The sequence below is a fragment of the Streptosporangium sp. NPDC002721 genome (genome assembly GCF_042888905.1).
Lineage (GTDB): Bacteria > Actinomycetota > Actinomycetes > Streptosporangiales > Streptosporangiaceae > Streptosporangium.
In genome coordinates this window covers 235,931-262,648 of the sequence record NZ_JBIAQI010000006.1, presented here as the reverse complement: position 1 = coordinate 262,648, position 26,718 = coordinate 235,931, and the positions used below count along the sequence as shown (strand labels likewise).

Annotated in this window: 25 protein-coding genes; 14 read left to right on the top strand and 11 right to left on the bottom strand. The window is 72.7% G+C overall.

Annotated elements, in window-relative coordinates:
- Positions 1–50: 50 nt before the first annotated feature.
- On the bottom strand, positions 51–848 hold the full coding sequence (locus tag ACFYWM_RS10375; protein WP_389911711.1) for a DUF1295 domain-containing protein: 798 nt from the start codon (positions 846–848) through the stop codon (positions 51–53).
- Positions 845–1,762 carry an SDR family NAD(P)-dependent oxidoreductase gene (locus ACFYWM_RS10370; protein WP_389911708.1) on the bottom strand — a complete coding sequence of 306 codons (918 nt, stop codon included), beginning with the start codon at positions 1,760–1,762 and terminating at the stop codon, positions 845–847. The genes ACFYWM_RS10375 and ACFYWM_RS10370 overlap by 4 nt, the downstream gene beginning before the upstream one ends.
- Before the next feature lie 191 nt (positions 1,763–1,953).
- Between ACFYWM_RS10370 and ACFYWM_RS10365 the strand changes: the two genes are divergently transcribed.
- The 4 genes from ACFYWM_RS10365 (at position 1,954) to ACFYWM_RS10350 (ending at position 7,802) form a co-directional block, all read left to right on the top strand.
- Positions 1,954–3,180 (top strand): acetyl-CoA acetyltransferase, encoded by a 1,227-nt coding sequence (locus ACFYWM_RS10365; RefSeq protein ID WP_389911705.1) that lies wholly within the window; start codon positions 1,954–1,956, stop codon positions 3,178–3,180.
- A gap of 206 nt (positions 3,181–3,386) precedes the next feature.
- Complete coding sequence (locus ACFYWM_RS10360; RefSeq protein WP_389911702.1) at positions 3,387–4,904, top strand: carotenoid oxygenase family protein; 1,518 nt, start codon at positions 3,387–3,389, stop codon at positions 4,902–4,904.
- A gap of 152 nt (positions 4,905–5,056) precedes the next feature.
- Positions 5,057–6,007, top strand: a complete 951-nt coding sequence (locus ACFYWM_RS10355) for a winged helix-turn-helix transcriptional regulator (RefSeq protein ID WP_389911699.1) — start codon at positions 5,057–5,059, stop codon at positions 6,005–6,007.
- A gap of 250 nt (positions 6,008–6,257) precedes the next feature.
- On the top strand, positions 6,258–7,802 hold the full coding sequence (locus ACFYWM_RS10350) for a long-chain-fatty-acid--CoA ligase (protein ID WP_389911696.1): 1,545 nt from the start codon (positions 6,258–6,260) through the stop codon (positions 7,800–7,802).
- 174 nt (positions 7,803–7,976) lie between these two features.
- Here ACFYWM_RS10350 and ACFYWM_RS10345 read toward each other — a convergent pair whose 3' ends face one another.
- From ACFYWM_RS10345 to ACFYWM_RS10335, 3 genes are all read right to left on the bottom strand, one after another.
- Positions 7,977–9,125 carry a FecCD family ABC transporter permease gene (locus ACFYWM_RS10345; protein WP_389911693.1) on the bottom strand — a complete coding sequence of 383 codons (1,149 nt, stop codon included), beginning with the start codon at positions 9,123–9,125 and terminating at the stop codon, positions 7,977–7,979.
- Positions 9,126–9,131: 6 nt separating this feature from the next.
- Positions 9,132–9,899, bottom strand: a complete 768-nt coding sequence (locus ACFYWM_RS10340) for a class I SAM-dependent methyltransferase (protein WP_389911690.1) — start codon at positions 9,897–9,899, stop codon at positions 9,132–9,134.
- Positions 9,900–9,988: 89 nt separating this feature from the next.
- The gene (locus ACFYWM_RS10335) at positions 9,989–10,999 is read right to left on the bottom strand and encodes an ABC transporter substrate-binding protein (RefSeq protein WP_389911687.1); all 1,011 of its coding nucleotides are present in this window, start codon (positions 10,997–10,999) and stop codon (positions 9,989–9,991) included.
- 432 nt (positions 11,000–11,431) lie between these two features.
- Here ACFYWM_RS10335 and ACFYWM_RS10330 point away from each other — a divergent pair, with 432 nt between their 5' ends.
- Complete coding sequence (locus ACFYWM_RS10330; protein ID WP_389911683.1) at positions 11,432–11,992, top strand: hypothetical protein; 561 nt, start codon at positions 11,432–11,434, stop codon at positions 11,990–11,992.
- Positions 11,976–12,554, top strand: a complete 579-nt coding sequence (locus tag ACFYWM_RS10325; RefSeq protein WP_389911680.1) for an OmpA family protein — start codon at positions 11,976–11,978, stop codon at positions 12,552–12,554. The genes ACFYWM_RS10330 and ACFYWM_RS10325 overlap by 17 nt, the downstream gene beginning before the upstream one ends.
- A gap of 75 nt (positions 12,555–12,629) precedes the next feature.
- Here the strand turns inward: ACFYWM_RS10325 and ACFYWM_RS10320 are convergent, their stop codons facing one another.
- A complete protein-coding gene (locus ACFYWM_RS10320; protein WP_389911678.1) occupies positions 12,630–13,655 on the bottom strand; it encodes a DNA-binding protein in 1,026 nt (341 codons plus the stop codon).
- Between the two features lie 304 nt (positions 13,656–13,959).
- Here ACFYWM_RS10320 and ACFYWM_RS10315 point away from each other — a divergent pair, with 304 nt between their 5' ends.
- Entirely contained in the window at positions 13,960–14,421 is a 462-nt protein-coding gene (locus tag ACFYWM_RS10315) for a hypothetical protein (protein WP_389911675.1), read from the top strand.
- A gap of 31 nt (positions 14,422–14,452) precedes the next feature.
- On the opposite strand, the gene ACFYWM_RS10310 is transcribed toward ACFYWM_RS10315, so the two are convergent.
- From ACFYWM_RS10310 to ACFYWM_RS10290, 5 genes are all read right to left on the bottom strand, one after another.
- Positions 14,453–16,093: an AMP-binding protein gene (locus ACFYWM_RS10310; RefSeq protein ID WP_389911672.1), complete on the bottom strand. Its 1,641-nt coding sequence runs from the start codon at positions 16,091–16,093 to the stop codon at positions 14,453–14,455.
- Positions 16,090–17,148 (bottom strand): hypothetical protein, encoded by a 1,059-nt coding sequence (locus ACFYWM_RS10305; RefSeq protein WP_389911669.1) that lies wholly within the window; start codon positions 17,146–17,148, stop codon positions 16,090–16,092. The genes ACFYWM_RS10310 and ACFYWM_RS10305 overlap by 4 nt, the downstream gene beginning before the upstream one ends.
- Positions 17,145–17,960, bottom strand: coding sequence for a VOC family protein (locus ACFYWM_RS10300; RefSeq protein WP_389911666.1), 816 nt, complete (start codon positions 17,958–17,960; stop codon positions 17,145–17,147). Before ACFYWM_RS10300 ends, ACFYWM_RS10305 begins: the two co-directional genes overlap by 4 nt.
- Before the next feature lie 131 nt (positions 17,961–18,091).
- A complete protein-coding gene (locus ACFYWM_RS10295) occupies positions 18,092–18,865 on the bottom strand; it encodes an SDR family oxidoreductase (RefSeq protein WP_389911663.1) in 774 nt (257 codons plus the stop codon).
- Positions 18,862–19,410 carry a nuclear transport factor 2 family protein gene (locus ACFYWM_RS10290; protein ID WP_389911660.1) on the bottom strand — a complete coding sequence of 183 codons (549 nt, stop codon included), beginning with the start codon at positions 19,408–19,410 and terminating at the stop codon, positions 18,862–18,864. The genes ACFYWM_RS10295 and ACFYWM_RS10290 overlap by 4 nt, the downstream gene beginning before the upstream one ends.
- A 239-nt stretch (positions 19,411–19,649) precedes the next feature.
- Here ACFYWM_RS10290 and ACFYWM_RS10285 point away from each other — a divergent pair, with 239 nt between their 5' ends.
- Genes ACFYWM_RS10285 through ACFYWM_RS10255 form a run of 7 tightly spaced genes read left to right on the top strand, consistent with a single transcriptional unit; the run spans position 19,650 to position 26,716 of the window.
- Positions 19,650–20,390: an ABC transporter ATP-binding protein gene (locus ACFYWM_RS10285; protein WP_389911657.1), complete on the top strand. Its 741-nt coding sequence runs from the start codon at positions 19,650–19,652 to the stop codon at positions 20,388–20,390.
- Positions 20,387–21,097, top strand: coding sequence for an ABC transporter ATP-binding protein (locus ACFYWM_RS10280; protein WP_389911654.1), 711 nt, complete (start codon positions 20,387–20,389; stop codon positions 21,095–21,097). Before ACFYWM_RS10285 ends, ACFYWM_RS10280 begins: the two co-directional genes overlap by 4 nt.
- A 12-nt stretch (positions 21,098–21,109) precedes the next feature.
- On the top strand, positions 21,110–22,009 hold the full coding sequence (locus tag ACFYWM_RS10275; RefSeq protein ID WP_389911650.1) for a branched-chain amino acid ABC transporter permease: 900 nt from the start codon (positions 21,110–21,112) through the stop codon (positions 22,007–22,009).
- Positions 22,006–23,256: a branched-chain amino acid ABC transporter permease gene (locus ACFYWM_RS10270; RefSeq protein WP_389911647.1), complete on the top strand. Its 1,251-nt coding sequence runs from the start codon at positions 22,006–22,008 to the stop codon at positions 23,254–23,256. The genes ACFYWM_RS10275 and ACFYWM_RS10270 overlap by 4 nt, the downstream gene beginning before the upstream one ends.
- A complete protein-coding gene (locus ACFYWM_RS10265) occupies positions 23,253–24,566 on the top strand; it encodes an ABC transporter substrate-binding protein (RefSeq protein ID WP_389911644.1) in 1,314 nt (437 codons plus the stop codon). Before ACFYWM_RS10270 ends, ACFYWM_RS10265 begins: the two co-directional genes overlap by 4 nt.
- A gap of 14 nt (positions 24,567–24,580) precedes the next feature.
- Positions 24,581–26,317 (top strand): class I adenylate-forming enzyme family protein, encoded by a 1,737-nt coding sequence (locus tag ACFYWM_RS10260; protein ID WP_389911642.1) that lies wholly within the window; start codon positions 24,581–24,583, stop codon positions 26,315–26,317.
- A gap of 3 nt (positions 26,318–26,320) precedes the next feature.
- Positions 26,321–26,716 carry a nuclear transport factor 2 family protein gene (locus ACFYWM_RS10255; protein WP_389911639.1) on the top strand — a complete coding sequence of 132 codons (396 nt, stop codon included), beginning with the start codon at positions 26,321–26,323 and terminating at the stop codon, positions 26,714–26,716.
- Positions 26,717–26,718: the final 2 nt, after the last annotated feature.

Sequence of the window (26,718 nt, the reverse complement as noted above, 5' to 3'; positions counted from 1 at the left end):
CCATCTGAGACGCCCGCGGCCGACCGCCCGAGGTCCCTGCTGTCCCAGCCTCAGCCGCGCCGGGGCGGGCGGGGCAGGAAGCCGCTGGTCCTGGCCAGGTAGTCGGCGTACTCGGGGCCGCGATGGCGCGCCATCCGCCGCTCCAGCAGGGCCTTTCCGCTCTTGTTGACCAGCATGTGGGTCATCAGGAGCGGGGAGACGACCGTCGGCAGCGCCGCCCAGTGGGAGCAGGCGATCAGGAACAGGCCCCACCACACGACGGCGTCGCCGAAGTAGTTGGGGTGCCGGGTCCAGGCCCACAGCCCGCGGTCCATCACCCTGCCCTGATTGGCCGGGTCCGCCTTGAACCGGGAGAGCTGGTGGTCGCCGACCGCCTCGAACAGGAAGCCGACGGCCCACAGGGCGACGCCGATCCAGGTGACGATCCCGAGCGGCGCGGCCTCGTACATGGCGACCTGCACGGGCAGCGACACCACCCACATGATCGAGCCCTGCGGCCAGTAAACGTTTTTGATCACGTACGGCACCACGGGGCCGGTGTTCCTGCGCATCAGCGCGGTGTAGCGCGGGTCCTCGCCCTTGCCGTGGTTGCGCCGGTGGATGTAGGCGCCCAGCCGTATCCCCCAGATCGCGGTGAGCGCAAGCACGATGATCCGCCGGGCGTCGAGGCCCTCACCGAGGATCTGGGAGGTCACGAAGCTGACCGCCGCCACGACGACGAAGCCCAGGCCCCAGACGGTGTCGACGAAGCCCTGATTTCGCGTGCGCAGCGCGTAGGCCATCGTGGCGAGCATGGTGAGCAGCACGGCGACCGCCGTGACCACCAGGTTGATCAGCAGGCCTGTCAACGGTTCATCTCCTCTGCGAGGTCCAGGAAGCCGTCCCGGGCGTTGGTGTAGCGGTGGGCGGGGCCCTTGCGGCTGCGGTCGAGAAGTCCGGCGAGCCTCGCGGGACTCAGGCCGCCCTCTTCCGTGCCGGTTTCTGTGGCGGTCTCCGAGGTCAGGACGGTGCCCCACTCGACGGAGTCGGCGGAGCGCAGGCCGCCGCCCGCGGCCACGATCACCTCGCCGTTGAGGGTGCCCCGGGGGTCGCAGAGCGCGGCGACCACTGGGGCGACCGCTCCGGCGTCCATCAGGTGGCGGTGCTCGGCCGCCATGCCGCTCTCGGTCATCTGGGTCAGCGCGTACGGGAGCAGGACGTTGGTGAACACCCCGCGCGGGGCGCCCTCGGCCGCCACGGTCCGGCCGAGCGCGATCACCGCGCCCTTGCTCGCCGCGTACGCCGAGACGGTGGGCTCGCCGTGCAGCCCGGCGGTGGAGGCGACCAGCACGATCCGGCCGTGGCGCCGCTCGCGCATGACGGCCGAGCAGGCCGCGGCGACCTGGGCGGTGCCGAGCACGTTGGTGCGGATGACGGCCTCGAACGCCTCGGGGGAGGACTTGTGGAACATCGCGGGGCCGCTGACCGCGGCGCTGGTGACGCAGGCGTCGAGCCTGCCCCAGGTGCCGAGGGCGAGCTCCACCAGGTGGCGGGCGGTGGCCGGGTCGGCGACGTCGCCGTGCTCGGCGACGGCCTCGCCGCCCGCGTCCCGGATCTCCCGGACCACGTGGTCGGCGGGGCCGAGGCCGTTCTCGTCGACGACCCGGTTGCGGTTGTTGACCACCATCCGGGCGCCCAGCCCGGCCAGGTGCAGGGCGAACGCCCGCCCCAGGCCCCGCCCGCCCCCGGTGATCACGATGACCTGCCCGTCGAGCGATCCCATGCGCCGCTCCTCCCGTCGCCGTCGTCAGGTAACTCTTTTAAATGTAGTGAGAGGCCACGGGGGCGGCAATACCGTCTCGAAGGAGTTTTTCCGCGCGGACCTGGATGAACGATCCGGGGCGCGTTGACGGCTTACTCTTCTTGTTGTAGTAAGAAACGGACAGTAGACGGATCTCAGCGAGGAGGCGCGCCATGCCGGACGCGGTATGGATCCTGGGCGGCTACCAGAGTGACTTCGCCCGTAACTGGTCGCGGGCCGGTCAGGGGTTCGCCGAGCTCACCGGGGAGGTCGTGCGCGGCACCCTCGACGACGCCGGGCTCGCCCCCGCCGACGTGGACGTCATCCACGTCGGCAACGCCTTCGGCCAGCTCTTCACCGGCCAGGGCCAGCTGGGCGGCATGCCCGCCACCGTCGAGCCCGAGCTGTGGGAGATCCCCTCGGCCAGGCACGAGGCGGCCTGCGCCTCCGGTGGCGTCGCCGCGCTGGCCGCGATGGCCGACATCGAGTCCGGGCGCTACGACTGCGCCCTCGTCCTCGGCCTGGAGCTGGAGCGCACCGTGCCCGGTGACCTCGCCGCCGGGCACCTCGGCGCCGCCGCGTGGGTGGGCCACGAGGGGCAGGACGCGAAGTTCGTCTGGCCCCACATGTTCAGCGCCCTCGCCGACGAGTACGACCGGCGCTACGGCCTCGACGACGCCCACCTGCGGGCCGTCGCCGAGCTCAACTTCCGCAACGCCAGGGCCAACCCCAACGCGCAGACGCGCGGGTGGACGTTCACCGAGGCCAGTTTCGCCGCCGACGACGAGGCCAACCCGGTGGTGGAGGGCAGGCTGCGGCGTACGGACTGCAGCCAGATCACCGACGGCGGCGCCGGGGTGGTGCTGGTCGGGGAGCGCTTCCTGTCCCGCCGTCCCGGACTCGCGCGCGAGGGCCGCCTCGCCCGGGTGCTCGGCTGGGGGCACCGGACCGTCGGGCTCCCGCTGGCGGCGAAACTGGAGCGCAGCCGCGACCAGCCGTACACGCTGCCGCACGTGCGCAACACGGTGCTCGACGCGTTCTCCCGCGCGGGCGTCGGCGGCGTCGACGACCTCGACGGCATCGAGACGCACGACTGCTTCACCATGTCGCAGTACGCCGCGATCGACCACTTCGGCATCACCGGACCCGGTGAGAGCTGGAAGGCCGTCGAGAACGGCGACCTGGAGATCGGCGGGCGCATCCCCGTCAACCCGGGCGGCGGCCTCATCGGCGGCGGCCACCCGGTCGGCGCCACCGGGGTCCGGATGCTCCTCGACGCCGCCCGCCAGGTCACCGGCCGGGCCGGCGCCTACCAGGTCGAGGGGGCACGCCGGTTCGGCACGCTCAACATCGGCGGCAGCACGACCACGACCGTCAGCTTCGTCGTCGGGGCCGAGTAGGCCGGAGCCGAGCGGGTCCGGGCCGAGCGGGTCGGGGCCGAGCGGGTCCCGGCGAAGCGGGCCGGGTGAGGGGAGACCGGCCCGAGCGGGCCGGGTGAGGGAGACCGGGTCGAGCGGGTCGAGCGGGCCGGGCGAAGTAGCGGGCACTCCCCGTGCGGGCCGGTCACACGAGGGCCCGCGCGGTCCAGTCATACGAGGAGAAGACAATGGACGTCGAAGTCGTCGGGCGCGTGCTGTCGACCCTGCCCCAGGACGACGACCACCCGTACCGGACGGGCCCCTGGCGGCCGCAGACCACCGAGTGGCGTGCCGAGGACCTGCGGGTCGTCGAGGGGGAGATCCCCGCCGACCTCGACGGGGTCTACCTGCGCAACACCGAGAACCCGGTGCACCCCGCGCTGGAGCGCTACCACCCCTTCGACGGTGACGGCATGGTCCACGTCGTCGGGTTCCGCGACGGCAAGGCCTTCTACCGCAACCGCTTCATCCGCACCGAGGGGCTGCTCGCCGAGCGGGAGGCGGGCGGGCCGCTCTGGGCCGGGATCGCCGAGCGGCCCGCCGGCTCCCCGCGCCAGGACGGCTGGGGAGCCAGGGGCCGGATGAAGGACGCCTCCAGCACCGACGTCGTCGTGCACGCGGGCGTCGCGCTCACCAGCTTCTACCAGTGCGGCGACCTCTACCGGCTCGACCCGCTCACCCTGGAGACGCTCGGCAAGGCCGACTGGGGCGGGGCCTTCCCCTACGACCTGGGCGTCTCGGCGCACACGAAGGTCGACCCGCACACCGGGGAGCTGCTCTTCTTCAACTACGGCACCGACGAGCCGTACATGCACTACGGCGTGGTCGGGGCCGACAACCGGCTCAGCCACTACGTGGAGGTCCCGCTCCCGGGGCCGCGCCTGCCGCACGACATGGCCTTCACCGAGAACTACGCCATCCTCAACGACTGCCCCATGTTCTGGGAGCCCGAGCTGATGGCGAGGGGGCGGTACGCGGCCAGGTTCCATCCCGAGCTGCCGACCCGGCTGGCCGTGGTGCCCCGGCGCGGGGGCGGCCGGCCGATCCGGTGGTTCGAGGCCGACCCCACCTACGTGCTGCACTGGGTCAACGCCTACGAGGAGGGCGACGAGATCGTCCTGGACGGCTTCTTCCAGGACGAGCCCGAGCCCAAGGACACCGGCGAGGGCGGCGCCTACCAGCGGATGTTCCGCTTCCTCGCGCTCGACCGCATGCAGACCCGGCTGCACCGCTGGCGGCTGAACCTGGTCACCGGGCGCTGCAGGGAGGAACGGCTGACCGACTCCGTCACCGAGTTCGGTGTGCTCAACAACGCCTACGGCGGGCGCCGCCACCGCTACGCCTACGCGGCCACCGGGCTGGAGGGGTGGTTCCTGTTCGACGGGCTGGTCCGCCACGACCTGTTCACCGGCAAGGAGGAGCGCTTCGGCCTGCCCGCCGGGGTGTACGGCAGCGAACCCGCCATGGCCCCGCGCGTGGGATCCTCCGCCGAGGACGACGGTTACCTTGTTACGCTGACCACCGACATGAACGAAGATCGTTCCGAGTGCCTGATCTTCGACGCGGCCAGGGTGGCCGACGGTCCGCTGGCCAGGCTGAGGCTTCCCGAACGCATCTCCAGCGGCACCCACGCCACCTGGGCGGCGGGCGACTCGATCCCCGGCTGGCGGGACGCCGAGTCACCGGCCCAAGCCCTGAGGCTGTGACCGGCGTGATCCGGCCCGCGAGGGGGGGAACCGGCGTCGCCGGTCCCTCCGGCGCGGACGCCTCCGGCCGCGTGGCCACGGGGCCCGACGTCCCCGCCGGTCATGACACGGCGGCGAAGGGCACCCGGGACCGTGGCCTACAGGAGACGCGCGTGCTCGTGCACCCCATGGACCGTCCCACGCAGCTCCCCCCAGGGCACACCAACGCCGTCGGCCTCACCCTGGGGCTGATCGGCGACGAGTGGAACCTGCTGATCCTGCGTTACGCGCTGCTCGGGGTGCGCCGCTACGGGGAGTGGCGGCAGGAACTGCCCATCTCGCACGCCGTACTGACCCGGAGGCTGGCGTTCCTCACCGAGATGGGCGTCTTCGAGCGGGTCGAGTACCAGAGCAGGGCCAAGCGGTTCGAGTACCGGCTGACCAAGCGGGGACGGGACTTGTGGCCGATGCTGCTGTCGGTGTGGGCGTGGGAGTCGCGCTGGGTGCCCGAGCACCAGGAGTCGCTGCCCAGGATGGTCCACCGGCGCTGCGGCCGGGAGTTCCTGCCCATCCTCACCTGCGCCGCCTGCTCGCGTTCGGTACGGCCCCGCGACGTCGTCGGCGGTTTCGGGCCGAGCGGCACCTGGGAACGCTCGGTGCCCGCGGCCACGACCCGCCGCCGTTCCGGCTCCACCGCCGACGGCGGCGCGGGCATGTTCCCCGAGACGATGGCGCTGGTCGGCAACCGCTGGTCGGCCGCCATCCTGGGCGCCGCCTTCCAGGGACTGCACCGCTTCCGCGACTTCGAGCAGCGTCTGGGCGCCCCGCCCACCATCATCGCCGACCGGCTCCGGGTCTTCTGCGAGCTCGGCGTCTTCGAGCAGGTCCCCAGCGCCGAACGGCCGGACTGGCTCAGCTACCACCTCACGGAGAAGGGGCGAGCCTTCTTCCCGGTGACGATGACCGGCATCGACTGGGGACAGCGGTGGTTCCGGGCGGCCGAGGGACCCGCCCTGGTCTACACCCACCGGGCGTGCGGGCGCGACTTCCAGATCCAGCTGACGTGTGACGCCTGCACGGCCCCGCTGCGCGGCCACGAGATCGTCGTGCAACGCCCGGCCTGAAAACGGCCGGGCGGGCTTCGGCTCGGGTCCGACGACTCGACAACCCGACAGGGGCCGGGCGGCGACGCCCGGCTCGCGAGGAGGACCGGCCGGCGACGTCCGGTCCGTGTGGAAGGCCGGGCGGCGACGTCCGGTCCGTGTGGAAGGCCGGGCGGCGACGTCCGGTCCGCGTGGAAGGGCCGGGCGGTGACGTCCGGCCCGTGTGAGAAGCCGGGCGGCGACGTCCGGCCATGAAGAGAGAAGGACGACCATGCCCCCCGCCCCCACCCCCGTCGCCGATCTCCTGCGCCTGTCCGCGAGCCGCGCGCCCGGCGCCGTCGCCGTCACCGGTGACGGCCGCGCCGCCACCTACGGGGAACTCGCCGAGCGCTCCGACCGGGTGGCCGACGCCCTGATCGCCGCGGGCCTCGAACCCGGCGACCGCGTGGGGTACGTCGACCGCAACGCCACCGAGTACTTCGAACTGCTCTTCGGTGCGGCCAAGGCGGGCGTGGTGCTGGTCCCGCTCAACTTCAGGCTGGCCGCGGACGAGATGCGCTGGATCCTCGCCGACGCCGCCGTGTCGCTGGTGGTCGCCGGCCCCGAGCACGCCGAGGTCCCGGCGGGGGACGGCGTACCGGTAATCGTGGTCGGCCCCGCGTACGAGGAGTGGCTGGCCGGGGCGCGGCCCCGGGATCCCGGGCGCGACGCCGCCGGGGACGAGCTGCTCGTGCTCATGTACTCCTCCGGCACGACGGGCAGGCCCAAGGGAGTCAACATCACCGCGGCCGGGCTCGCCTCGGGGGTCGCGCTGTTCGGCGCCTGCTTCGACCTGGGCGGCGGGGGCGGCGGGGCGGTCAGCATGGTGCCGATCCCGTACTACCACATCGCCGGCGCGGGCTGGGCGCTCATCACGATCGCCGAGGGCGGCACCCTCGTGCAGTGCCGGGAGCCCACGCCCACCTCCATGCTCGACCAGCTGATCCGCCACCGCGTCACCCACACGGCGATGGTCCCGGCGGTGATCCAGGTGATGACCGAGCTGCCCGCGGCCCGCGACGCCGACTTCTCCGCGCTCCGGCAGATCGTGTACGGCGCCTCGCCCATCACCGAGAGCCTGCTGGCACGGGCCGTCGCGCTGTTCGGCGCCGAGTTCTTCCAGTCGTACGGGCTCACCGAGACCATCGGCGTGACGACCCTGCTCGGTCCCGACCAGCATCTGCCGGACAACCCGGTCAAGGGGCGGCTGCGCTCGGCCGGGCGGGCGGTGCCCGGCATGGAGGTCGCGATCCTCGACCTGGAGACGGACAGGCCCGCCGACCCCGGCGTGGTGGGCGAGGTCATCGTCCGGGGCCCCTGCGTGACGACCGGTTACTGGCGCAACCCCGGCGAGACGGCCGCCGCCTTCCTACCAGGCGGCTGGCTGCGCACCGGCGACGCCGGGTCGATGGACGGCGACGGCTACCTCTACCTGAACGACCGGATCAAGGACATGATCGTCAGCGGCGGGGAGAACGTCTACCCCGCCGAGGTGGAGAGCGCCCTGGCCGGTCACCCCGCCGTGCTGGAGAACGCGGTGATCGGCGTCCCCTCCGAGCGCTGGGGCGAGACGCCCCTGGCGGTCGTGGTGCCCCGCCCCGGCCAGGAGGCCACCGAGGAGGAACTGCTCGCCTGGACCCGCGAGCGGCTCGCCCACTACAAGTGCCCCACCGCCGTCTCCTTCGTCGACGCGCTGCCCCGCAACCCGTCGGGCAAGGTCCTCAAGCGCGAGCTGCGCCGCCCCTGGTGGGAGGGCACCGGCCGCCGGATCGGCTGACTCTCGCGTGGCGAACGGCAGGCACCCGCCGGGGCCGCCGGACCCGCGACCAGAGCCTTTCCGCGTTCACCTTCCGCTGCCGGAAGATTCGCCGGACGGGCGGCAGCCGAGCGGCTGAACCGCCCGGCCCGCCCTCGCCGCCACCGGTGTCCAGGGCGTCCAGGGCGTCCAGGCTCATGACCGGGCGCCCTTGCCACGCATGATGACCGCGAAGGCCGGGACGCCTATCAGCGCGGTGAGGATGCCGACGGGCACCTCGCGCGGGGAGAACAGCGTGCGCGCGGCGGTGTCGGCCCACAGCAGGAAGATCGCCCCGTACAGCGCGCAGGCCGGCAGCAGCACGCGGTGACGGGCGCCCACCAGGAAGCGGACGGCGTGCGGGACGACCAGGCCCACGAAACCGATGGCGCCGCTCGCCGCGACGAGGACCGCGGTCATCAGCGCGGTGGTGACGAGCAGGACGAGCCGCGTCCTGCCCGGGGCGACGCCGAGCGAGGCGGCGAGCTCGCGCCCGAGGGCGAGGGCGTCCAGGGCGGGGGCGGCGGCCCAGCACACCGCCAGGCCGGCCCCCGCCACCGCCGCGCAGAGGACGGCGCTGCCCCAGCTCGCCGAGGCGAGCGAGCCCAGCAGCCAGAACGTCACGCCGCGGGTGCTCTGCGCGTCACCGGCCCAGATGACGACCAGGCTGGTCAGCGCGCTGAACAGCTGTGAGACCGCCACCCCCGCCAGCACGACGCGCAGGGAGCCGCCCGGTGTCGCCCCGGCGAGCAGGAGCACGCAGCAGAAGGCCGCCAGGCTGCCGGCGAAGGCCCCCGCCGTCAGGGCGGTCGCGGCCCCCGACCCCAGGCCGAGGATGAGGACGGCCACCGCCCCGGTCGACGCCCCCGAGGAGATGCCGAGCAGGTAGGGATCGGCCAGCGGGTTGCGGGTCAGCGTCTGCAGGACCGCCCCGCACACGGCCAGGCCGCCCCCGACCAGCGTCGCGAGCAGCACCCGTGGCAGGCGCAACTCCCACACGATCGCGTCCCGCAACGGGCTCGGCGGGTCCACCGGGAGGCCGAGGTGTGCGGCGACGCTCTGGAACACGTCGCCCACCGACAGGCCCGCGGCCCCGACGGTCACCGCGAGCGCCACCGAGAGCGGCAGCAGCACCAGCCCCGCGCCGCTCACCGGGAGCGCGCGCCGCCGCCCGGCCCGTGAGACCGTGACGCCCTCCCGCCGCACGGTCCCTCGCGTCGCGAGCGCGGCCCGCGAGGGCGTGGTCGTCCCGGGGTCCGCGGGTACGGCCGTCGTGGTGGTACGCGCGGAGTCGTCGGAGGTCATCGGAGGTCAGCGCCGGGCGAAGACGACGTAGTCGTCCAGGTACTGCCAGACGGTTCCCACCTCGGTGAAGCCCGCCGTGCGCAGCGCCGCGAGGTGGAACTCCAGCGGCGCGTGGGGCTGCGGCGGGCGGTCGGCGAAACGCCGCTCGCGTTCGGCCATCAGGGGAGCCAGCTCGGGGTGCCGGGCGGCCGTGGCCCACCACCGCTCCCACGTTGCGGCCCCGCCGGCGAAGGCCGCCTTCTGCACGGCGGCGTCGTGGTCGGCCGACAGCCGCCGCAGTGCCGGATACCCGTCGCCGAAGCGCAGGTGGTCGGCGTTGAGGAGCACGGAACCTGGCGGCAGCAGCCGCGCCAGCTCGGCGTACACCTCCAGCAGCTGCCCCGGGGAGAGCCAGTGCAGCGCCGTGGAGGTCAGCACCGCGTCGAAGGTCCATTCGGGCAGTGCCGACGACCAGCCCGCGTGCGCCAGGTCGGAATCGACCACGACGGCACGGTCGTCGTGGCGGGCCAGGACCGAGCGCGCGAGCCGTGCCAGCACCGGGTCGTGGTCGACGGCCGCGGCGCGCGCCCGGGGAAAACGGCTCAGCACGCGGTCGGCGATCGAGCCGGGCCCGCAGGCGAGGTCGAGCACGGTGGGGTCGGCCGGGCAGTGCAGGCCGAGCACGTCGAGCATCACCTCGAAGCGGTTCTCGCGGTGGGCCACGTAGGCGGCCTGCTGCTCCTCCCAGGAGGAGAACAGGTCCCGCGAGGTCACGGAAGCGGTGGGGGTGGTCATCAGGGTCTCCGGGAGGATCGGTGGTCGTACGACGGTGCGGTGTTGTTGTCTCTGCGTGGTCGGCGAGGAGCGGCGGGGTGGGTGCGGGGTCAGCCGTGAAGATCCCGCAGGCCGTCGCTGACCTGTTCCACGGCGCCGACACTCCTGATCGAGGGGTCCATCGCCGATCCGGGGACGACGACGAAACGGTTCTTCCTGACCGCCGTGAGCCGGGAGGCGACGGGGTCGGAGCGCAGGAAGCTCATCTTGGCCTCGGCGCTGTCGCCGTCACCGCCACGGGTGAGGTCGGCGAGCACGATCACGTCCGGATCGCGCTCGGCGATCTTCTCCCAGCTTCCCTCGGACCACTGCTGATCGATGTCGGAGAAGGCGTTTCCCGCACCGAGGAACGTTCCGATGGTGTCGGGCAGCCCACCTCGACCCGCGATGGCCGGGGTCTTCGTCCCGGAGTAGTACCACATGAGTTTCACATCCGAATTCGCGCCGTTCGCGTCTCCGCTTGCGGCTCCGGTCACGTTCCCGGCCGTTGTCCTGGCCGCGTCGAGGCGCTTTCGCAGACCGGCCACCACGCTCTCCCCGCGCTCGGGGACGCCGAAGATCCTCGCGATGTCGCCGATCTCGTCGAAGATGGCGTCGAACGTGACGGAGGAGGGGATCAGGCCCGGGTCCTCGCAGTCGTTGGGGGAGAGGTAGGCCGGTATCCCGAGCCCGGCCAGGTCCTTCCTGGTACCGCCGGCGTCCGGCGCGTAGGCGGAGGCGCGCATCGAGTAGACGAAGTCAGGCCCGGCGGCCAGCAGGGCCTCCCGGCCGGGGTACTGGGCGGCCAGGACGGGGACCCTGTCGTAGCCGGCCTTGAGCTCGCCGAGCACCGGGTCCGTCCGGTACGCCGTGCCCGCCATCCGGTCGGCGAGCCCCAGGGTCAGCATGATCTCTGTCGCGTTCTGCTCCATGGAGACCGCCCGGCGCGGCGGCGCGGCGACCTTGAGAGGCAGACCGCAACTCGTCAGCTCCGTGACGACGGGCGCGGCCTGGCCGACGGCGCCGGTGGACGTGCCGCTCGCGCTCCCGCAGGCGGCGAGTGTCAGCAGGAGGGAACCCACTATGAAAATGGGAACGGTTTTCATAGTGGGCGACTGTACAGCACGACGGAAGGCGCTGAGAGAGGGGGTACGCGTTCGCCCGCTGTCACGGGGCGGGCGTTCGCCGGCACCGTCGAGCGCGGGAGGCCCCGAAGCGCGATGGAGGTCCCCGTCGGACGACACGGAACCGGCTTCCGCCCTCTGACGAAAGACGGAGCCGGTTCGCGGCTGGAAGACGGGCGGTGGCGGCGTCATCCGTGGCGGTGACGCCGGTCCTTACCGGTGGATCACGACCCCAACCGCTGGTGGGCGAACGCGAGCCGGTCCCCGCGTGCTGATCTGTGCTCCGGGCGCCTTGCGTGACTTCCGGCTGATCCGTATCGAGTTTTGCGGCAACGGCCGGATGGAAAAAGCTAGGTTTCCGGGAATCGGGGTGATTACACTCGCGATCCTATGAAGAGGAACGCGGTTCTGATCGCGGGGGCGCTTCTGACGGCCGGCTGCCAGCTCGGTTCGAGCGCTCCGTCCGGCTCACCGGGCACATCCTCCGGGGCCGCGTCGACGCCGCCCGCCGTCTCGCCCTCGGCGGTCGCGAGCCTGCCGGCCGATCAGGTGATCGGCAGCCGGGAGGTCACGGGAAACAACTGGTACAAGGTCCGCATCGACCTGTACGCGCTCCGCCGGCAGGACAAGCTGGTCACGGTCAACTTCGCGGCCACCGTGCTGGAGCACGACCGCGCCGGAGGCTGGGACGTGCGCGACGCGTTCTCCGCCGTTCCCTCCGGCACTCCCACGGTGGACGGCGTCCACCTCGTGGACACCAAGAACGCCAAGAAGCACCTGGTGGCCACGGACGCGGACGGCAAATGCCTGTGCAGCTCCGGCCTGGTGACGATCGACCGGGATCGCAGCGTCGTCTTCTCGGCCACGTTCGCCGCTCCGCCGGCCGACGTGAACGCCATGGACGTGTTCATCCCGTTGGCGGGAACGTTCACCGATGTTCCGCTCGGTTAGCGCGGCGCTGGTCGTCGGGCTGGCCGTCTGCACGCCGCCTCCGGCGCCCACCCAGGCCCCTCAACTCACACCCGGCCCCCCGGCGCGGGCACCCATCGTCGACGTGCGGGCGCGCGTGATCGACATCGAGCTGCGGATCGGCACCCTGGACGAGTCGATCATCGACGCGGACACCCCCACCAGCGGCAGGATCACGATGGCGGCCGACGTCCTGTTCGCCTTCGACAAGGCCACGGTCACCGCCGAGGCCGGACGGCGGCTGGCCCAGGCCGCCACCATCCTCAAGCGGGAGGCCGGGGGCGAGCGGGTGCGGATCGACGGGCACACCGACGCCAAGGGCGGTGACGCCTACAACCGTGCCCTCTCCCTGAGGCGCGCGGAAGCGGTCGAGCGGGCGCTCACCCCGCTGCTGGAGGGGACCGGCATCACCTTCGCCGTCGACGGACACGGCGCCACGGCGCCCGTGGCGGACAACACGATGACCGACGAGCACGGCCAGGTGGTCGACAACCCGAAGGGACGCGCGAAGAACCGGCGCGTGGAGATCGCCTTCTCTCGCTGACAGATCTTCCCGGCCTCCGGCCGCCGACCGACCTTCCCACCCTCCGGCGCGGGCCGCTGGGACAGGGGACGTTCCCTAGCTGACGCCCGGAGCCCGGCCGATGCTCGTCCCGATGCGCTCGACGGTGAGCATCGCGCCGAAGGCGAGCAGGTGCAGCAGGCAGTGGTCGCTGTACCGGCCGGAGCGCCAGCTGGCGACGTCGTCCTCGGTGATCTGGTCCGGTGCCAGCGCCGCGAGGATCGCGAGGGTCGCCCCGGCCCGGTCGCCGGGTGCCAGGGTGCCGAGCGAGGTGGCGGGCCACCCGTCGTCGGTGGGGAGATACTCGCCGAGGTGACGGCCGACGGTGTCGCGTACCGCCGTGCGGGCGTCCTCGGACAGCAGGAGGCCGCCCTTCGCCGCCGAGTCCCGCAGAGCCGCGTACGCGGGCCCGACGGGGCTTTCCCCCGCCCAGGCGGGTGCGGGCCCGGCTTCGCCGTCCTCCAGCAGGAGGAGGCCGTCGCCGGAGCTGCGCCGTTCGACGGCGCGGGCGATCGGCGCGCCGTCGAAGGGCCGCGCGGTGTCCGACTCCCGCATGCCGCCGGGAAGCAGACGCTCCGAGAGCAGTATCAGGACCATCCGGTTGACGAAGTGCAGCGCCAGCGCGGTCCCGATGTACTCCGGGGCGAGCGCCTCGGGGACGGGCGGCCCCGCGAGGACCGGTGATTCCGGGGACCCCGGGGCGCCGGTGGCCCTCGCCCACCGGACGACGGCCGCGACGTCCTCGTCCGCCGGGTCGTCACCGTGGCGGAGCGCCCGCGCGACGTCGCCCCCTCCGGACAGCTCCAGGAAGACCAGATGCCCGGCCACGTCGTAGTCGCACCGGTTGACCTGGGAGACGGAGACCGCGACGGCCTCCTTGGCCCGGCGGGGAGCGGATCCGGCCAGCAGCGACTCGCGCAGCAGGGCCCAGCCGGGGGCGAGCAGTTCGGGTGCGGGGGACATCATCATGACCGCCGGGCCGATACTGCTGAACTCGGCGTTGACCTGGTCGTAGACGGCGGCGACCCGCCCGGTGGCGGTCTCGGGCGGCACCGGGGTGATGTGACGGAAGAGTGAAGACATCAGGCGATCCTTTCGCCGGCGGAGGGACGTGCCCGCGCGCACCGGGACGGGACACCCCCTCCCGGACGAGCGCGGGCTGTGATCGTCGCCCCTGGGACGGTCCGCGGTCATGGTGCCCGGGGAGGCTCTTCCGGCTACACCGCGGAGAGTAGGAAGGCGGCGGGACTACCGCGCCGGGACCAGCGGAACCAGCGGGATCGGCAGGACCGGCGCACCGGATCGGAGGCCGCGCGAGGCGGCCTCCCGTGCCTTTTGACACCGGCCGTCGCTAGCGTGGTGAGGACGTCGACGAGAGGACACGAAGATGGACGGCAGGCATCCCGCACTCGCGCGGCTCGACGTGCTCGTCGGGCGGTGGACGGTGCAGCCGAAGGTCGACGGCGTCGGCACCGCGTGGACCGAGTTCGCCTGGCAGCAGGGCGGCGCGTTCCTGCGCCAGCACTCCGACGCCGATCCGATCCCGCCCACCACCCCGGACCCGTGGCGGGACCACGCGCCGTTCCCGACCACCGCCGTGATCGGCCTCGACGACGCCACCGGGGAGTTCACCATGCTGTACGCCGACGCCCGGGGCGTGCACCGGGTCTACCGCATGACGTTCGCCGACGACCTGTGGACGATGTGGCGGGAGGCGCCCGGGTTCAACCAGCGCTTCACCGGCACGCTGAGCGCCGACGGCGACACCGTGGACGGGCGCTGGGAGATGTCGGAGGACGGCGTGACCTGGAACCTCGACTTCGGGCTGACCTACACCCGCGTGCGGTGAGGGAGGACCGGCCCGCACCCGTGCGCGGGGCTCAGCGCCGGCCGTGGTCCTCGCGAAGGCGCGTCTTGAGGAGCTTGCCGCTCGCGTTGCGCGGCAGCGCGTCCACGAACGAGACGCCGGCGGGGCACTTGAAGTGGGCCAGGCGCTCCCTGGTCCAGGAGATCAGCCGCTCGGCGGTGACCGGTTCCGTGCCGGGGCGCCGGACGACCACCGCGTGCGGCACCTCGCCCCAGCGGTCGGAGGGCACGCCGATCACGGCAACCTCGGCGACCGAGGGGTGGCCGGTCAGCACGCTCTCCACCTCGGCCGGGTAGACGTTCTCACCACCGCTGACGATCATGTCCTTGATCCGGTCGTGCAGGTAGAGGTAGCCGTCGGCGTCGAAGGAGCCCCCGTCGCCCGTACGCAGCCAGCCGCCGGGCAGGATCGTCGCGGCCGTCTCCGCCGGGCGCCGCCAGTAGCCCGCCATCACGTGCCCGCCGCCGATCAGGACCTCGCCCCGCTCGCCGGGACCGAGGTCCTCCAGAGTCTCCGGATGCACCACGCGCATCGGCACGCCGTGCATCGGGTGGCCCGCCGACAGCAGCCGTCCCTCCAGACCGGGTCCGGGCAGGTGGTCGTCCGGACGCAGGACGGTCACGCCGCCGGTCGACTCGGTGAGCCCGTAGCTCTGCAGGAAGCGGCAGCCGATGGACTCGGTCGCGGCCCGGATCACCGGCAGCGGGATGGGGGAGGAGCCGTACACGACGATCTTCAGCGCCGACCAGTCGTACTCCCGCACGCCGGGCAGCGCGACCAGCCGCTGGATGAGCGTCGGCACCAGGGCGGCGTGCGACACGCGCCGGGAGATCAGCAGGTCCCGCAGCTCCTCGGGGGCGGTGGCGTGCTCCAGCAGCAGGGCCGCGCCGTTGACGGCCGCGACCATCGCCAGGCCGAGCCCGGAGATGTGGAAGTAGGGGATCGGCGCCATCGCCACCGACGTCTCGTCGAGGCCGATCTCGTAGTGCATGGTCGCCAGCGCCTGGCCGAGGTTGCGCCCGCTCAGCATGATGCCCTTGGGCAGGCCGGTGGTGCCGGAGGTGTAGAAGATCAGCGCGGTCGAGCCGGGGTCGGCGAGGACACCCGGATCGTCGGCCGGGTGGCCGTCCAGCCAGTCCTCGTACGGGGTCGTCCCGGGGTCGCCGTCGACGGTGACCACCCGGGCGAGGGAGGGCACGGCGCCCTGCTCGGGGGCGAGGCCGCCGTCCCCTGAGCCGAGGACGAGCACCGACGGCTCGGCGTCGCCCAGGATCTGGGCGACCTCCGCGGGGGCCAGGCGGTTGTTCACGGCCGTGGCGATCGCGCCCACCTTGGCGGCGCCGTACAGCACCTCCAGGAAGGAGGGGGCGTTCGCCCCGATGTAGGCGACCCTGTCGCCCTCGCCCACCCCGTCGGCCAGCAGCGCGCGGGCGACCCGGCTGGAGCGGGCGTCGAGGTCGGCGAAGGTCGTCACCCCGCCCGGCTCGATCACCGCGGGCAGGTCCGGGGTGGCCGCCGCCCGGCGGCGGAGGATGTCGGCCAGGCGCTCCACCCGGGAGCCGTCGGCGTGCAGCGCGTAGTCGGCGTCGGACCCGTGCCGGACGGGGCCGGTGACGACGGTGCCGGTGGAGCCTGTGGCTGCGGGAACGGTCACGGTGTGCTCACCTCGGGGAAGGGGAACGGGGCGAAGACCGGGGGTTCGAAGATGCCCGGCGGGGCGGCGAGGACGTCGGGGATGGCGCGGATCACCGGGCCCGCGGTGACGAACTGGCCCGCGGTGGTCCGGCTCAGCGGGTCGTCGGGCTCGACCAGGTTCAGGGTCATCGTCAGGCCCGGCCTGCCGGTCACCTTCACCGTCCAGTGGTCCCTGCCCGCGTAGCGCGGCATCGACGGGTCCATGGTCCACACGATGGACAGCGTCAGCACCCGCCGCCCGCCGCTGACCGCGTGCCAGCGCCACTCGGTCGCGGCCACCGTGCCCTCGGGGATCGTCCCGGCCGCTACCCGGAGTTCGCGGTCGGTGAGTTCCACGTGATGGTCGGGCTCGTAGCGGTCGACGGCCAGGCCCATCCGCTCGGCCATGAACGCCAGGGTCTCGGTGTAGAGCATGCCGTACAGCTCCGGCAGCTCGCCCGAGGTCAGGTCGGTCTTCGCGGGGTCGGAGCCCATGCCCATGACGTCGAAGACGAAGTTCGGGTCAGGTGTGCGGCTCGCGTCGAGGACCTCGTCGATGGAGACGTGCTCCAGGTCCAGGCAGACGCCGGTCAGCGCCAGCACCAGCCGCTCGCCGACGACGCCGGGGCTGATGCCCACGCCGTACAGGGTCGTGCCGCCCTCCCGGCAGGCGTCCAGGAACATCTCCTCGCGTTCCCAGCCGTGCGCGCGGGGGAAGTGGTGGCCCGCGGTGGTGATCACGTTCTTGCCCGAGCGCAGCAGCGCGCATATGTCGGCGTCGTGGGTCTCGTAAGGGACCTGCAGCCGGGGCGCGTGGATGACCAGGTCGGCGGGGGTGTCGATGATCCGCTGCCGGTCCCGGGTGGCGAGCACGCCGGTGAGGGGCCGCCGGGCGATCTCGCCCGCGTCCCTGCCCGCCTTGCGGTCGCCGTAGACGTACAGCCCGGCGAGTTCCAGGCCGGGGGAGTCGAGGACGGCGCGCAGGCAGGTCTTGCCGACGGCGCCGGTCGCCCACTGGATGACGCGGACGCTCATGACGCGCCCTCCCCGTCCGGTGCGGACTTCTCGGCCGGGGATTCCTCGGCCGGGGACTTCTCGGCCGGTACGAGGCGGATCGTGAGACCGGCGACGGTGATCTCGCGAGGTGGTGCGCCGGGGGTGAGGGAGCGCAGGTCGAGGGCGACGAGGCCGCGACGGCCGGTGCCGGTTCCCGGGCGGGTTTTCGAGCCGGTTTCCGAGTCGGTTTCCGCGTGGGGGACGAACCGGACGGTCCGGCTGCCGATCCGCACGGAGGGCACGCCGTCCCCGGCGGCGGGAGCGTCCAGCAGGCGGGCCCAGAGGTCCGCGGTCGCCTCCGGGTCCCTGACCGCCACGTCGGCCGCGAGCAGGTCGCCCGCCGACGCGCCGGGCGGGCGCGCGGGAACGCTCCAGTCGTCGTAGTGCCACTCGCGGCCGGCCGGGATCTCGTCGGCCTCCAGCATCACCCCCAGGTCGCCGGGGTGCAGCTGGGTGATCGTCGCCCCCTGGAAGTCCTGCCGGTGGACGACACGCACGTTCGCGGCGGCGGCCCGCTCCACCAGAGCCGCGGTGTCGGGCACCCGGATCGCGAGCAGGTAGCCGCCCTCGCCGCCGGCGAGGAAGCGGTGCAGCGCCGACGTCTCACCGGCCGGGGCCACGATCTCCAGGTAGGTGTCGCCCAGGGTGAGGACCTCGTTCGCCATCGCGAAGGAGGCCAGCTCCGGGTCGGGGAAGCCGGGGGCCAGGCCCAGCTCCGAGCGGGCGGCGGCGGAGGCGGCGGACAGGTCGCGGGCCGCCAGCGTCGCCTGGACGAGTTCGAGGGCACTCATCGTCCGGTCCTCACGGTTCTCGTGTCGTGCGCGTTCATCGTCCGGTCTCCGGGATTCGTGCGGCGCGCGTGTTCACCGGCCGGTCCTCTGCGTTCATCGGCCGGTCCTCGCGGTTCTCGTGCCGGGCGTGTTCATCGGCCGGTCCTCAGGTTCTGTACGTCGAGCAGCCTGGCCAGCTGGCGTTCGTAGCGGCCGGGGTCGCGGGCGAGGCGGGCGCGGGCGTCGATCGCCATCCAGTCGGTGTCGGCGACGGACTCCCCGCGCGCGACGGCCTTGAGCCCGGCCCTGGCGACGTCGCGCGGGTCCTCCTTGGCGCCGTCCACGTGGGCGGCCATCCGGGTGTCCACCGAGCCGACGATCAGCGAGGTGACCTGCGTGTTCTGCGCGGCGAGCTCGGCCCTGGCGATGGTGCCCAGCCACAGCGCCGCCGCCTTGGACGTGGAGTAGCCGCCCATGAACGGGGCCGGGGTCATCGCGGCGACCGACAGCACGTTGGCGATGGCGCCGCCGCCGTTGCCGCCGAGCACCGGGGCGAAGGCCCGGATCATGTTGAGGGTGCCGAAGAAGTTGACCTCCATCTCCCGGCGCGCGGCCTGCGGGTCGCCGGTCAGCACCAGCCGCTCGCCCGCGAAGTAGCCCGCGTTGTTGACGAGCAGGTTCACGTCGGCGCAGGTCGCGGCGACCTCGGCGACCTGGTCGAGGTCGGTGATGTCGAGCCGTACCGGAACCGCCCCGGCCGCCACCAGCTCGGCGTCGACGTCGGCGGGGTCGCGCGCCCCGGCGTAGACCCTCGTGGCGCCCTGGTCGAGGAGTTCCTCGACGAAGGCCCTGCCGATGCCGCGGTTGCCACCGGTGACCAGGGCGACGGAGCCGCGGATCGCCTGCCCGCCCGCCTGCCCGCTCACTTGGCCGCTCCGTTCGGCCCGTCGTAGACGAGGTCGTCGGGATGCTTGCCGCCGCGTACCAGGACGGCCGGGTCGGGGACGAGCATGCCGAAGATCCAGGTCTCCGAGACGGGCGCGTCGTGGTTCCACTCCCAGACGAGCGCGCGGTGGGCGATGCCCCACCTGCCGTCGCGGCGCTCCAGCCGGTCGACGATGCGGGCGCCGACGAAGGAGTCGCCGAGCCCGTCGGGGGTCTTCACCCGGCTGAACGTGGTCACGTACGACTCGGCCTGCGCGCTGTCGCCCGCCAGCTCGACGAGCACGTTGGTCATGCAGTGCATGGTCCGGCTCCTGGGGTGGGTGAGCACGCGGGAGACGCTGCTCACGTAGTCCTCGGCGGTGCCCTCGAAGACCCCGCCGTGGTCCTCGGTGGCGCCGGGCAGGTAGCACGCGGCCACCCCCTCGACGTCGCCCCGGTCGACGGCGCGCAGGTAGCGCGCCAGGACCTCGTAGATCTCCTGTTTGTCGAGCAGTGCCTGCACCGCTTCGTCGCGCCGGTCGGTCACGTCGGGCCTCCTCGCAGGGGTGGGTCCCTCGACGCTACAACTAAGAGAGTGAGTAGGCCAAGACTCATTGCGGACGAGTTTCAACCGGGTTAAGGACCGTTGACGCACTCACTCTTTCTGTTGTAGTAAGACCTGACCAGCAACGCACTGCTAACTGAAGTATGAAAGCTCGCATTGGAGCCACTCAGATGCAGACGGTCCACGAAGCCGGACAACGGCCCTCCCTCACGGTCTCGGACGTGACGCTCCGCTTCGGCGGTGTCGCGGCCCTGGACGGGGTCGGCTTCACCGTCGCCCCCGGTGAGATATGCGGGCTCATCGGCCCCAACGGCGCCGGGAAGACGACCCTGTTCAACTGCGTCACGCGGATCTACCGCCCCGACTCCGGCGCCATCGCCTTCGGTGACGCCGACCTGTCCCGCGTCAGGCCGCACGACGTGGTGCGGCTCGGCATCGCCCGTACCTTCCAGAACCTCGCCCTGTTCCCCTCGCTCACCGTGCTGGAGAACACCGTGGCCGGGGCCCACGCCCGCGAGCGGGCGGGGTTCGCCGGGGCGCTCACCGGATGGCCGGGCACCAGGGCCAGGCAGCGCCGTCTCGAAGGGGAGGCGATGGACATCCTCGCCGAGCTCGACCTGCGCGACGTGGCGCACCGGCCGGCCCAAGGGCTGCCGTACGGCACGCTCAAACGGGTCGAGCTGGCCCGCGCGCTCGCCGCCAGACCGAGACTGCTCCTGCTGGACGAGCCCGCGGGCGGGCTCACCCACGCGGAGGTACGCGACCTCGGCGAGCTCATCCGCCGCCTGCGCCGCGACCACGACCTCGGCGCCCTGCTGGTGGAGCACCACATGGGCCTGGTCATGAGCATCTCCGACCACGTGGTCGCGATGGAGTTCGGCCGCAAGATAGCGGACGGCACCCCCGAGGAGGTGCGCGGCGACCGCCGCGTCGTCGAGGCCTACCTGGGGAAGGCGTCATGAGCCTGCTCACCGTCGAGGGGTTGCGCGCGGGCTACGGCCAGGCGCGGGTCCTGCACGGCGTCGAACTGGAGATCGGCGAAGGCGAGGCGGTGGTGGTGCTCGGCGCGAACGGCGCGGGCAAGACCACCACCATGCGGGCACTGGCCGGGCTGCTCCCGTACGAGGGAACGGTCCAGCTGGAGGGCCGTCCCCTCGGCGGACTGCGTCCCGACGCGGTCGTCTCGCGGGGCGTCAGCCTGGTCCCGCAGGGGCGGGGCACCTTCCCGCACCTCACCGTGCTGGAGAACCTGCACGTCGGCGCCGCGCTCCGCAAGGACAGGGCGGGCATCCGCGAGGACGTCGAGCGCTGGTGCTCGGTGTTCCCGGTGCTCGCCGAGCGCACCGGGCAGGCCGCGGGCACGCTGTCGGGCGGCGAGCAGCAGATGCTCGCGGTGGCCCGCGCCCTGATGAGCAGACCCCGCCTGCTGCTCTGCGACGAACCCAGCCTCGGGCTCGCCCCGCGCATCGTCGCCGAGCTGTTCGACATCCTGGCGACCGTCAACCGCGAGCAGGGCGTCTCGATGCTCCTCGTGGAGCAGAACGCCGAGCTCGCCCTCGGCCTGGCCCACCGCGTCTACCTGCTCGAAGTGGGCCGGGTGATCGCCTCGGGAACCGCCGGGGAGTTCCGCGGCGACGAGAGCGTCCGACGCGCCTACCTCGGGTACTGAGGAGCGCCCCCCATGGACATCTTCCTCGAACGACTCTTCGACGGCGTCACCAACGGCGCCGTGTACGCGATCATGGCGCTCGCCCTGGTGGTGGTCTTCCGCAGCACCGGCACCATCAACTTCGCCCAGGGCGAGATGGCGCTGTTCACCACCTACCTCGCCTGGTGGCTCACCGTCGCCGCCCAGGTGCCCCTGTGGATCGCGACCCTGGTCGCCGCCGCGGCGGGCTTCGTGCTCGGCGCGGTGGTGGAACGCACCCTGATCAGACCCATCAGGCGGCGCAACGACATGGCCTCGCTCATCGTCGCGCTCGGGCTGTTCACCGCGTTCAACGCGCTGGCCGGGCTGCTGTGGAACTCCGAGACCAAGACGATGCCCAGCCTGTTCCCCAGCGCGCTGGACGATTTCCTCTCGGTCGGCGGCGCCCGGCTCTACTGGGACGCGCTCGGCGTCTGGCTCTTCGTGATCGTCCTGATCGGCGCGGTCTTCGCGCTCTTCAACCGGACCCGCCTGGGGCTGCACATGCGCGCGGTCGCCGACAACCCCGAGTCGGCCGCGCTCAGCGGGGTGCCGACTGGGCGCATCCTGATGCTCGGCTGGGGGCTCGCGGGCGTCATCGGCTCCCTCGCCGGGGTGCTGCTCACCCCGCTCTCCCCGCACCAGCTCAGCCTGCAGACGATGTTCCCGATCCTCATCTACGCCTCCGCCGCCGCGCTGTTCGGCGGGCTGGACAGCCCGGTGGGCGCGGTCGTGGGCGGGCTCGGCATCGGCGTGCTCGAAGCGATGATCACCGGTTACGTCGAGTTCATCGGCGGCACGCTGCCGCAGACCGCGGCACTCGTCGTCATCGTCCTCATCCTCCTGTTCCGGCCCACCGGGCTGTTCGGGACCCGGCAGATGGAGCGCCTGTGACCCCCGAGACCGCCCTGTCCCGCGACGGCGCCTCCGGTCGCGACCGCGCGGCGCCGCCCGGCGGGGGCCCCCGCGAGACCTCGCGCCGGTTCCCGATCACCGTGCGCGCCGGGTCGCCCGCGCACCGGGGGCTGCGGCTCGCCCTCCTCGCCGTCGCCGCCCTGCTGCTGGTCGCGGGCTCGTACGCCGAACCGTTCCGGGTCGGCCAGTTCACCAGCGTGCTGATCTTCGCCATCGCGATCAGCGGGCTCAACCTGGCCACCGGCTACACCGGCCTGCTGTCCATCGGGCACTCGGCCTTCTTCGGGCTCGGTGCCTACACCACCGGGGTCCTGGTGGTCTCGTACGGGGCCGCGCCCATGTCGACCATCCCGGTGGCGGTGGTGCTCTGCTTCCTGCTGGGGCTCGTCGTCGGGCTGCCCGCGCTGCGGATCAGGGGCCTGTACCTGGCGCTGGTCACCCTCGCGGTGGGCGTCGCCTTCCCGGAGATCGTCCGGCGCTTCGAGGACTTCACCGGGGGTGCCGCGGGACTCGTCATCCGCTCCCGCCAGCTGGGCCCGCCGGAGTGGACCGGGCTCACGGTCGGCCAGCGCGGCCTGTGGCTGTACTGGGTCAGCGTGGCCGCCCTGGTCCTGGTGCTCGTCCTCGTCCGCAACCTCACCCGCAGCCGCCTCGGCATCGCGATGATCGCCACCAGGGACAACGAGATCGCCGCCGCGGCCTCGGGCGTGCGCCTCGCGACGATCAAAACCGGGGTCTTCGGCATCTCCGGGGCCGTCACCGGCCTGGCGGGCAGCCTCTTCGCCATGTACGTGGGCGCGCTGTCGCCCGACGGCTCCTTCACGCTGCTGAAGTCGATCGAGCTCATCACCGGTCTCTTCCTCGGCGGCGCGGCCACCCTGTTCGGCCCGGTCGTCGGCGCCCTCGCCGTCGTCTACCTGCCCTACTTCACCTCCGACCTGGCCTCGGGCCACGTGTCCGGCGTGCTCTTCGGCGCGATCCTCATCGCGATCGTCTTCCTGATGCCCCAGGGCATCGCCGGAGTCCTCGGCAGGCTCGCCGGGCGCGTCGTCCACATCGGCCCCGCGACGGGCGGCGGCCACCGGGCCGCTCCGTCCTCCGGCGAGACCTCGCTTTCCGATGAGGCTCCACCCCCGGATGGTGCCACGCCCATCGATGGTGCCCCGCCGCCCGGTGGCGACGCCGCCTCACCCCCCACCAGCGACACCCTGGGAGAACGCAGATGAGAACCCGACACCTCGCCGCGATCGGCCTGACGGCCGCCATGCTCGCCGCCGGATGCGGCGGCGCCGACCCGGCGGGCCCCGCCCCCGCGGCCGGAGCGGAGAGCGCCCCGGGCGCCGCCGCGCAGGGCGTGACACCGGTCGACGGCTGCGCCGACCCGGACGCCACCGGGGAGAAGATCACCGGAACGCTCAAGGTGGGCTGGAGCGCCGCCCTGTCCGGGCCGCTCGCCCAGGCGGTCGGCGCCGTCATCGACGGCATGAAGGCCCGCTTCGAGGTGGCCAACGCCGCCGGGGGCGTCGGGGGCGTCAAGCTGGAGGTCGTCGCCAAGGACGACGCGTTCAACCCGGAGAAGGCCAAGGCCAACGTCAACGAGCTGATCCAGAAGGACGGCGTGCACGTCCTCAACACGTTCGGCTCGGGCCAGCTGAACGCGGTCGCCGACGACCAGAACGAGGCGTGCGTGCCGCTGCTGTTCGGCCAGGCGTCCGTGCCCGCGTACCGGGACGCGAAGAACTTCCCCTGGACCACCGAGTATCTCCCCTCCGCCGAGGTGGAGATGGCCGTCGTCGTCGAGCAGCTCAAGAAGAAGTACCCCGACGGCGCGACCGTCGCGCTCGCGGTCAACCAGACCGAGTCCGGGCAGGGGTACGCGCAGGGGTTCAAGAAGGCGGTCGAGGGCACCAACCTCAAGATCATCAAGGAGGCGCCGCTCACCGACCCGAACGCCGCCGCGACGACCCTCAAGGCCAGCGGCGCCCAGGTGCTCGTGGACGCCGGGGTCACCACCGACTGCCTCACCCTGAGCATGGCCGTCGGCCGCGCCGGGTGGAAGCCCGACACCTTCATCCAGCCGGCCAACTGCGTCGACGGCAAGTCGCTGTACGAGCCCGCGGGCGAGGCCGCGGACGGGCAGCAGATCATGGTCTGGCTGAAGGACCCGGGCAACCCGATCTACGCCGAGGACGAGGCGGTCAAGCGGTATCTCGCCGACATGGAGGCGCAGGGCAACAAGGCCCCGCTCAACAACTACTCGGTCAACGGCTGGGCCATCGCCGACCTGCTGGTGGACGTCTTCACCACGGCCGCCTCCTCCCCGGACGGGCTCAGCCGCCTCGGCATCATGAACACGGCCCGCACCCAGGAGTACCACCCGCCGATGTTCATCGACGGCGTCGACTGGAAGATGTCGCCCACACAGGCGCTCGGCATCATGGCCTTCCGCCCGTTCGTGTGGTCGGCGGAGAAGAAGACCTTCGAACCGGCCGGTGACGTCGTCGACATCTCCCACAACTACGCGCAGGGCAACTGAGGACGGTGACGGGGATGACCGGACTGCACCCGCCCGAGAGGGTCGAGGAGTACACCGCCAGGGGCTGGTGGACGGACGAGACCATGGACGGGCTCTTCGCGGCCCGGGTGGCCGCCGAGCCCGACCGCCTCGCCGTCGTGGACCCGCCCAACAAACGGGCCCTGGTGGACGCCGGGCCCCGGCGCCTCACCTGGCGCGAGCTCGACGAGGAGGCGACGCGGCTCGCGGCCGTGCTGCTGCGGCACGGCCTGGGCACCGGTGACGTGCTGGCGGTCCAGCTGCCCAACACGGTCGAGCTGGTCGTCGTCTACCTCGCGTGCTGGCGGCTGCGGCTGGTCGTCTCCCCGCTCCCGGTCCAGTACCGCGAGCACGAGGTGGCGGAGCTCGGCGCCCTCGCCGGTTTCGCCGCCTTCCTCACCGCGGCGCGCGTCGGTGACCGGCACCCGGCGGAGGAGGTCCGCACGGCCCTGCCCGACCTGCGGGTCCTGCTGGTTCACGGAGCTTCGGCCGGCGGTGGCGGACCCCTGCCCGCCGGGGCCGTCGACCTGGACGCCGAGCTGGAGGCCGTCGTACGGGAGGAGGGGGAAGCGGGCAGGGCCGTCCGGGCGTACGCCGAGGCGCATCCCGCCGACCCCAACGACTGCGTGACGATCTGCTGGACCTCCGGCACCGAGAGCACGCCCAAGGGGGTGCCCCGCACCCACTACGACTGGCTGGCCATGAGCTGGGCGACGGTCGACGCGCCCCGGCTGACCGGCGACGACGTGCTGCTCAACCCCTTCCCCATGGTCAACATGGCCGGGATCAACGGCATGTTCCTGCCGTGGCTGCGCGTCGGCGGCGTACTCGTCCAGCATCACCCCTTCGACCTGCCGACGTTCCTGCGGCAGATCACCGAGGAGCGCGTCACCTACACCGTCGCGCCGCCCGCCCTGCTCACCCTGCTGCTGGCCCGCGCCGAGCTGCTCGCCACGGCCGACCTGTCGTCGCTCCGCCTCATCGGATCGGGGTCGGTGCCGCTGGCGCCCTCCATGGTCAGGGGCTGGCAGGACGACCACGGGATCGGGATCATCAACTTCTTCGGCTCCAACGAGGGCATCGCGCTGCTCACCGACCCGCACGACGTGCCCGACCCCGAGCAGCGGGCCAGGTACTTCCCCCGCTACGGCGTGCCGGGCATCACCTGGAGCTCCCGGATCTCCGGGCAGGTGTCGGTACGGCTGGTCGACCCCGACACCGGGGAGGAGGTCACCGAGCCCGGCCGTCCCGGAGAGCTGCGGATCAAGGGGCCGATGGTGTTCCCCGGCTACCTGCGCGGGGACCGGGTGGCCGACCCCTTCGACGAGCGGGGCTACCTCAGGACCGGGGACGTCTTCGAGATCGCCGGGGAGCGCGGGGAGTTCCTGCGCTACGTCGACCGGGCCAAGGACCTGATCATCCGGGGAGGCATGAACATCGCCCCGGCCGAGCTGGAGGGGCTCATCGCCGCCCACCCCGGAGTCCAGGACGTGGCGGTCGTCGGCTACCCGGACGACGTACTGGGGGAGAGGGTGTGCGCGGTGGTGGTGCCGCGCGAGGGGAGCACGCTCACCCTCGGCGAGCTGGTCGGCCACCTGCGCGCGGGCCGCATCGCCTCGTACAAGCTGCCCGAACGCCTGGAGCTGCGGGACGCGCTGCCCCGCAACCCCGTCGGCAAGATCCTCAAGCGCCGTCTCAGGAACGAGATGACGGCCGTGGAAAAGGGAGCGTGAGGCATGGACGACGACTCGAAGCTGTCGGTGGTACGGGACATGGTCGAGGCGTGGAACGACCTCGACTGGGACCGCGTGGTCGGGCTGTTCGCGCCGGACGGCGTGCTGCACAGCGTGATGCAGGAGCCCCTGCGGGGGCGCGAGGCCATCGGTGAGCGCCTCGCCGTCCTCGCCGACGGCCTGGAGCGGCTCACCCTGCACGTGCGGGCGCTGGGGGTGATCGACGGCCGGGTGTTCCTGGAACGGCTCGACGTCTTCGACGTCCGGGGGCACCACGGGGAGGTCCCGGTCGTCGGCGTGCTGAGCGTGGCGGACGGGTTCGTCACCGAATGGCTGGAATACTACGATCGGGCCACCCTGCTGCGCGGGATGGGTCTCGGCGCGGACTTCGCGGCATGACG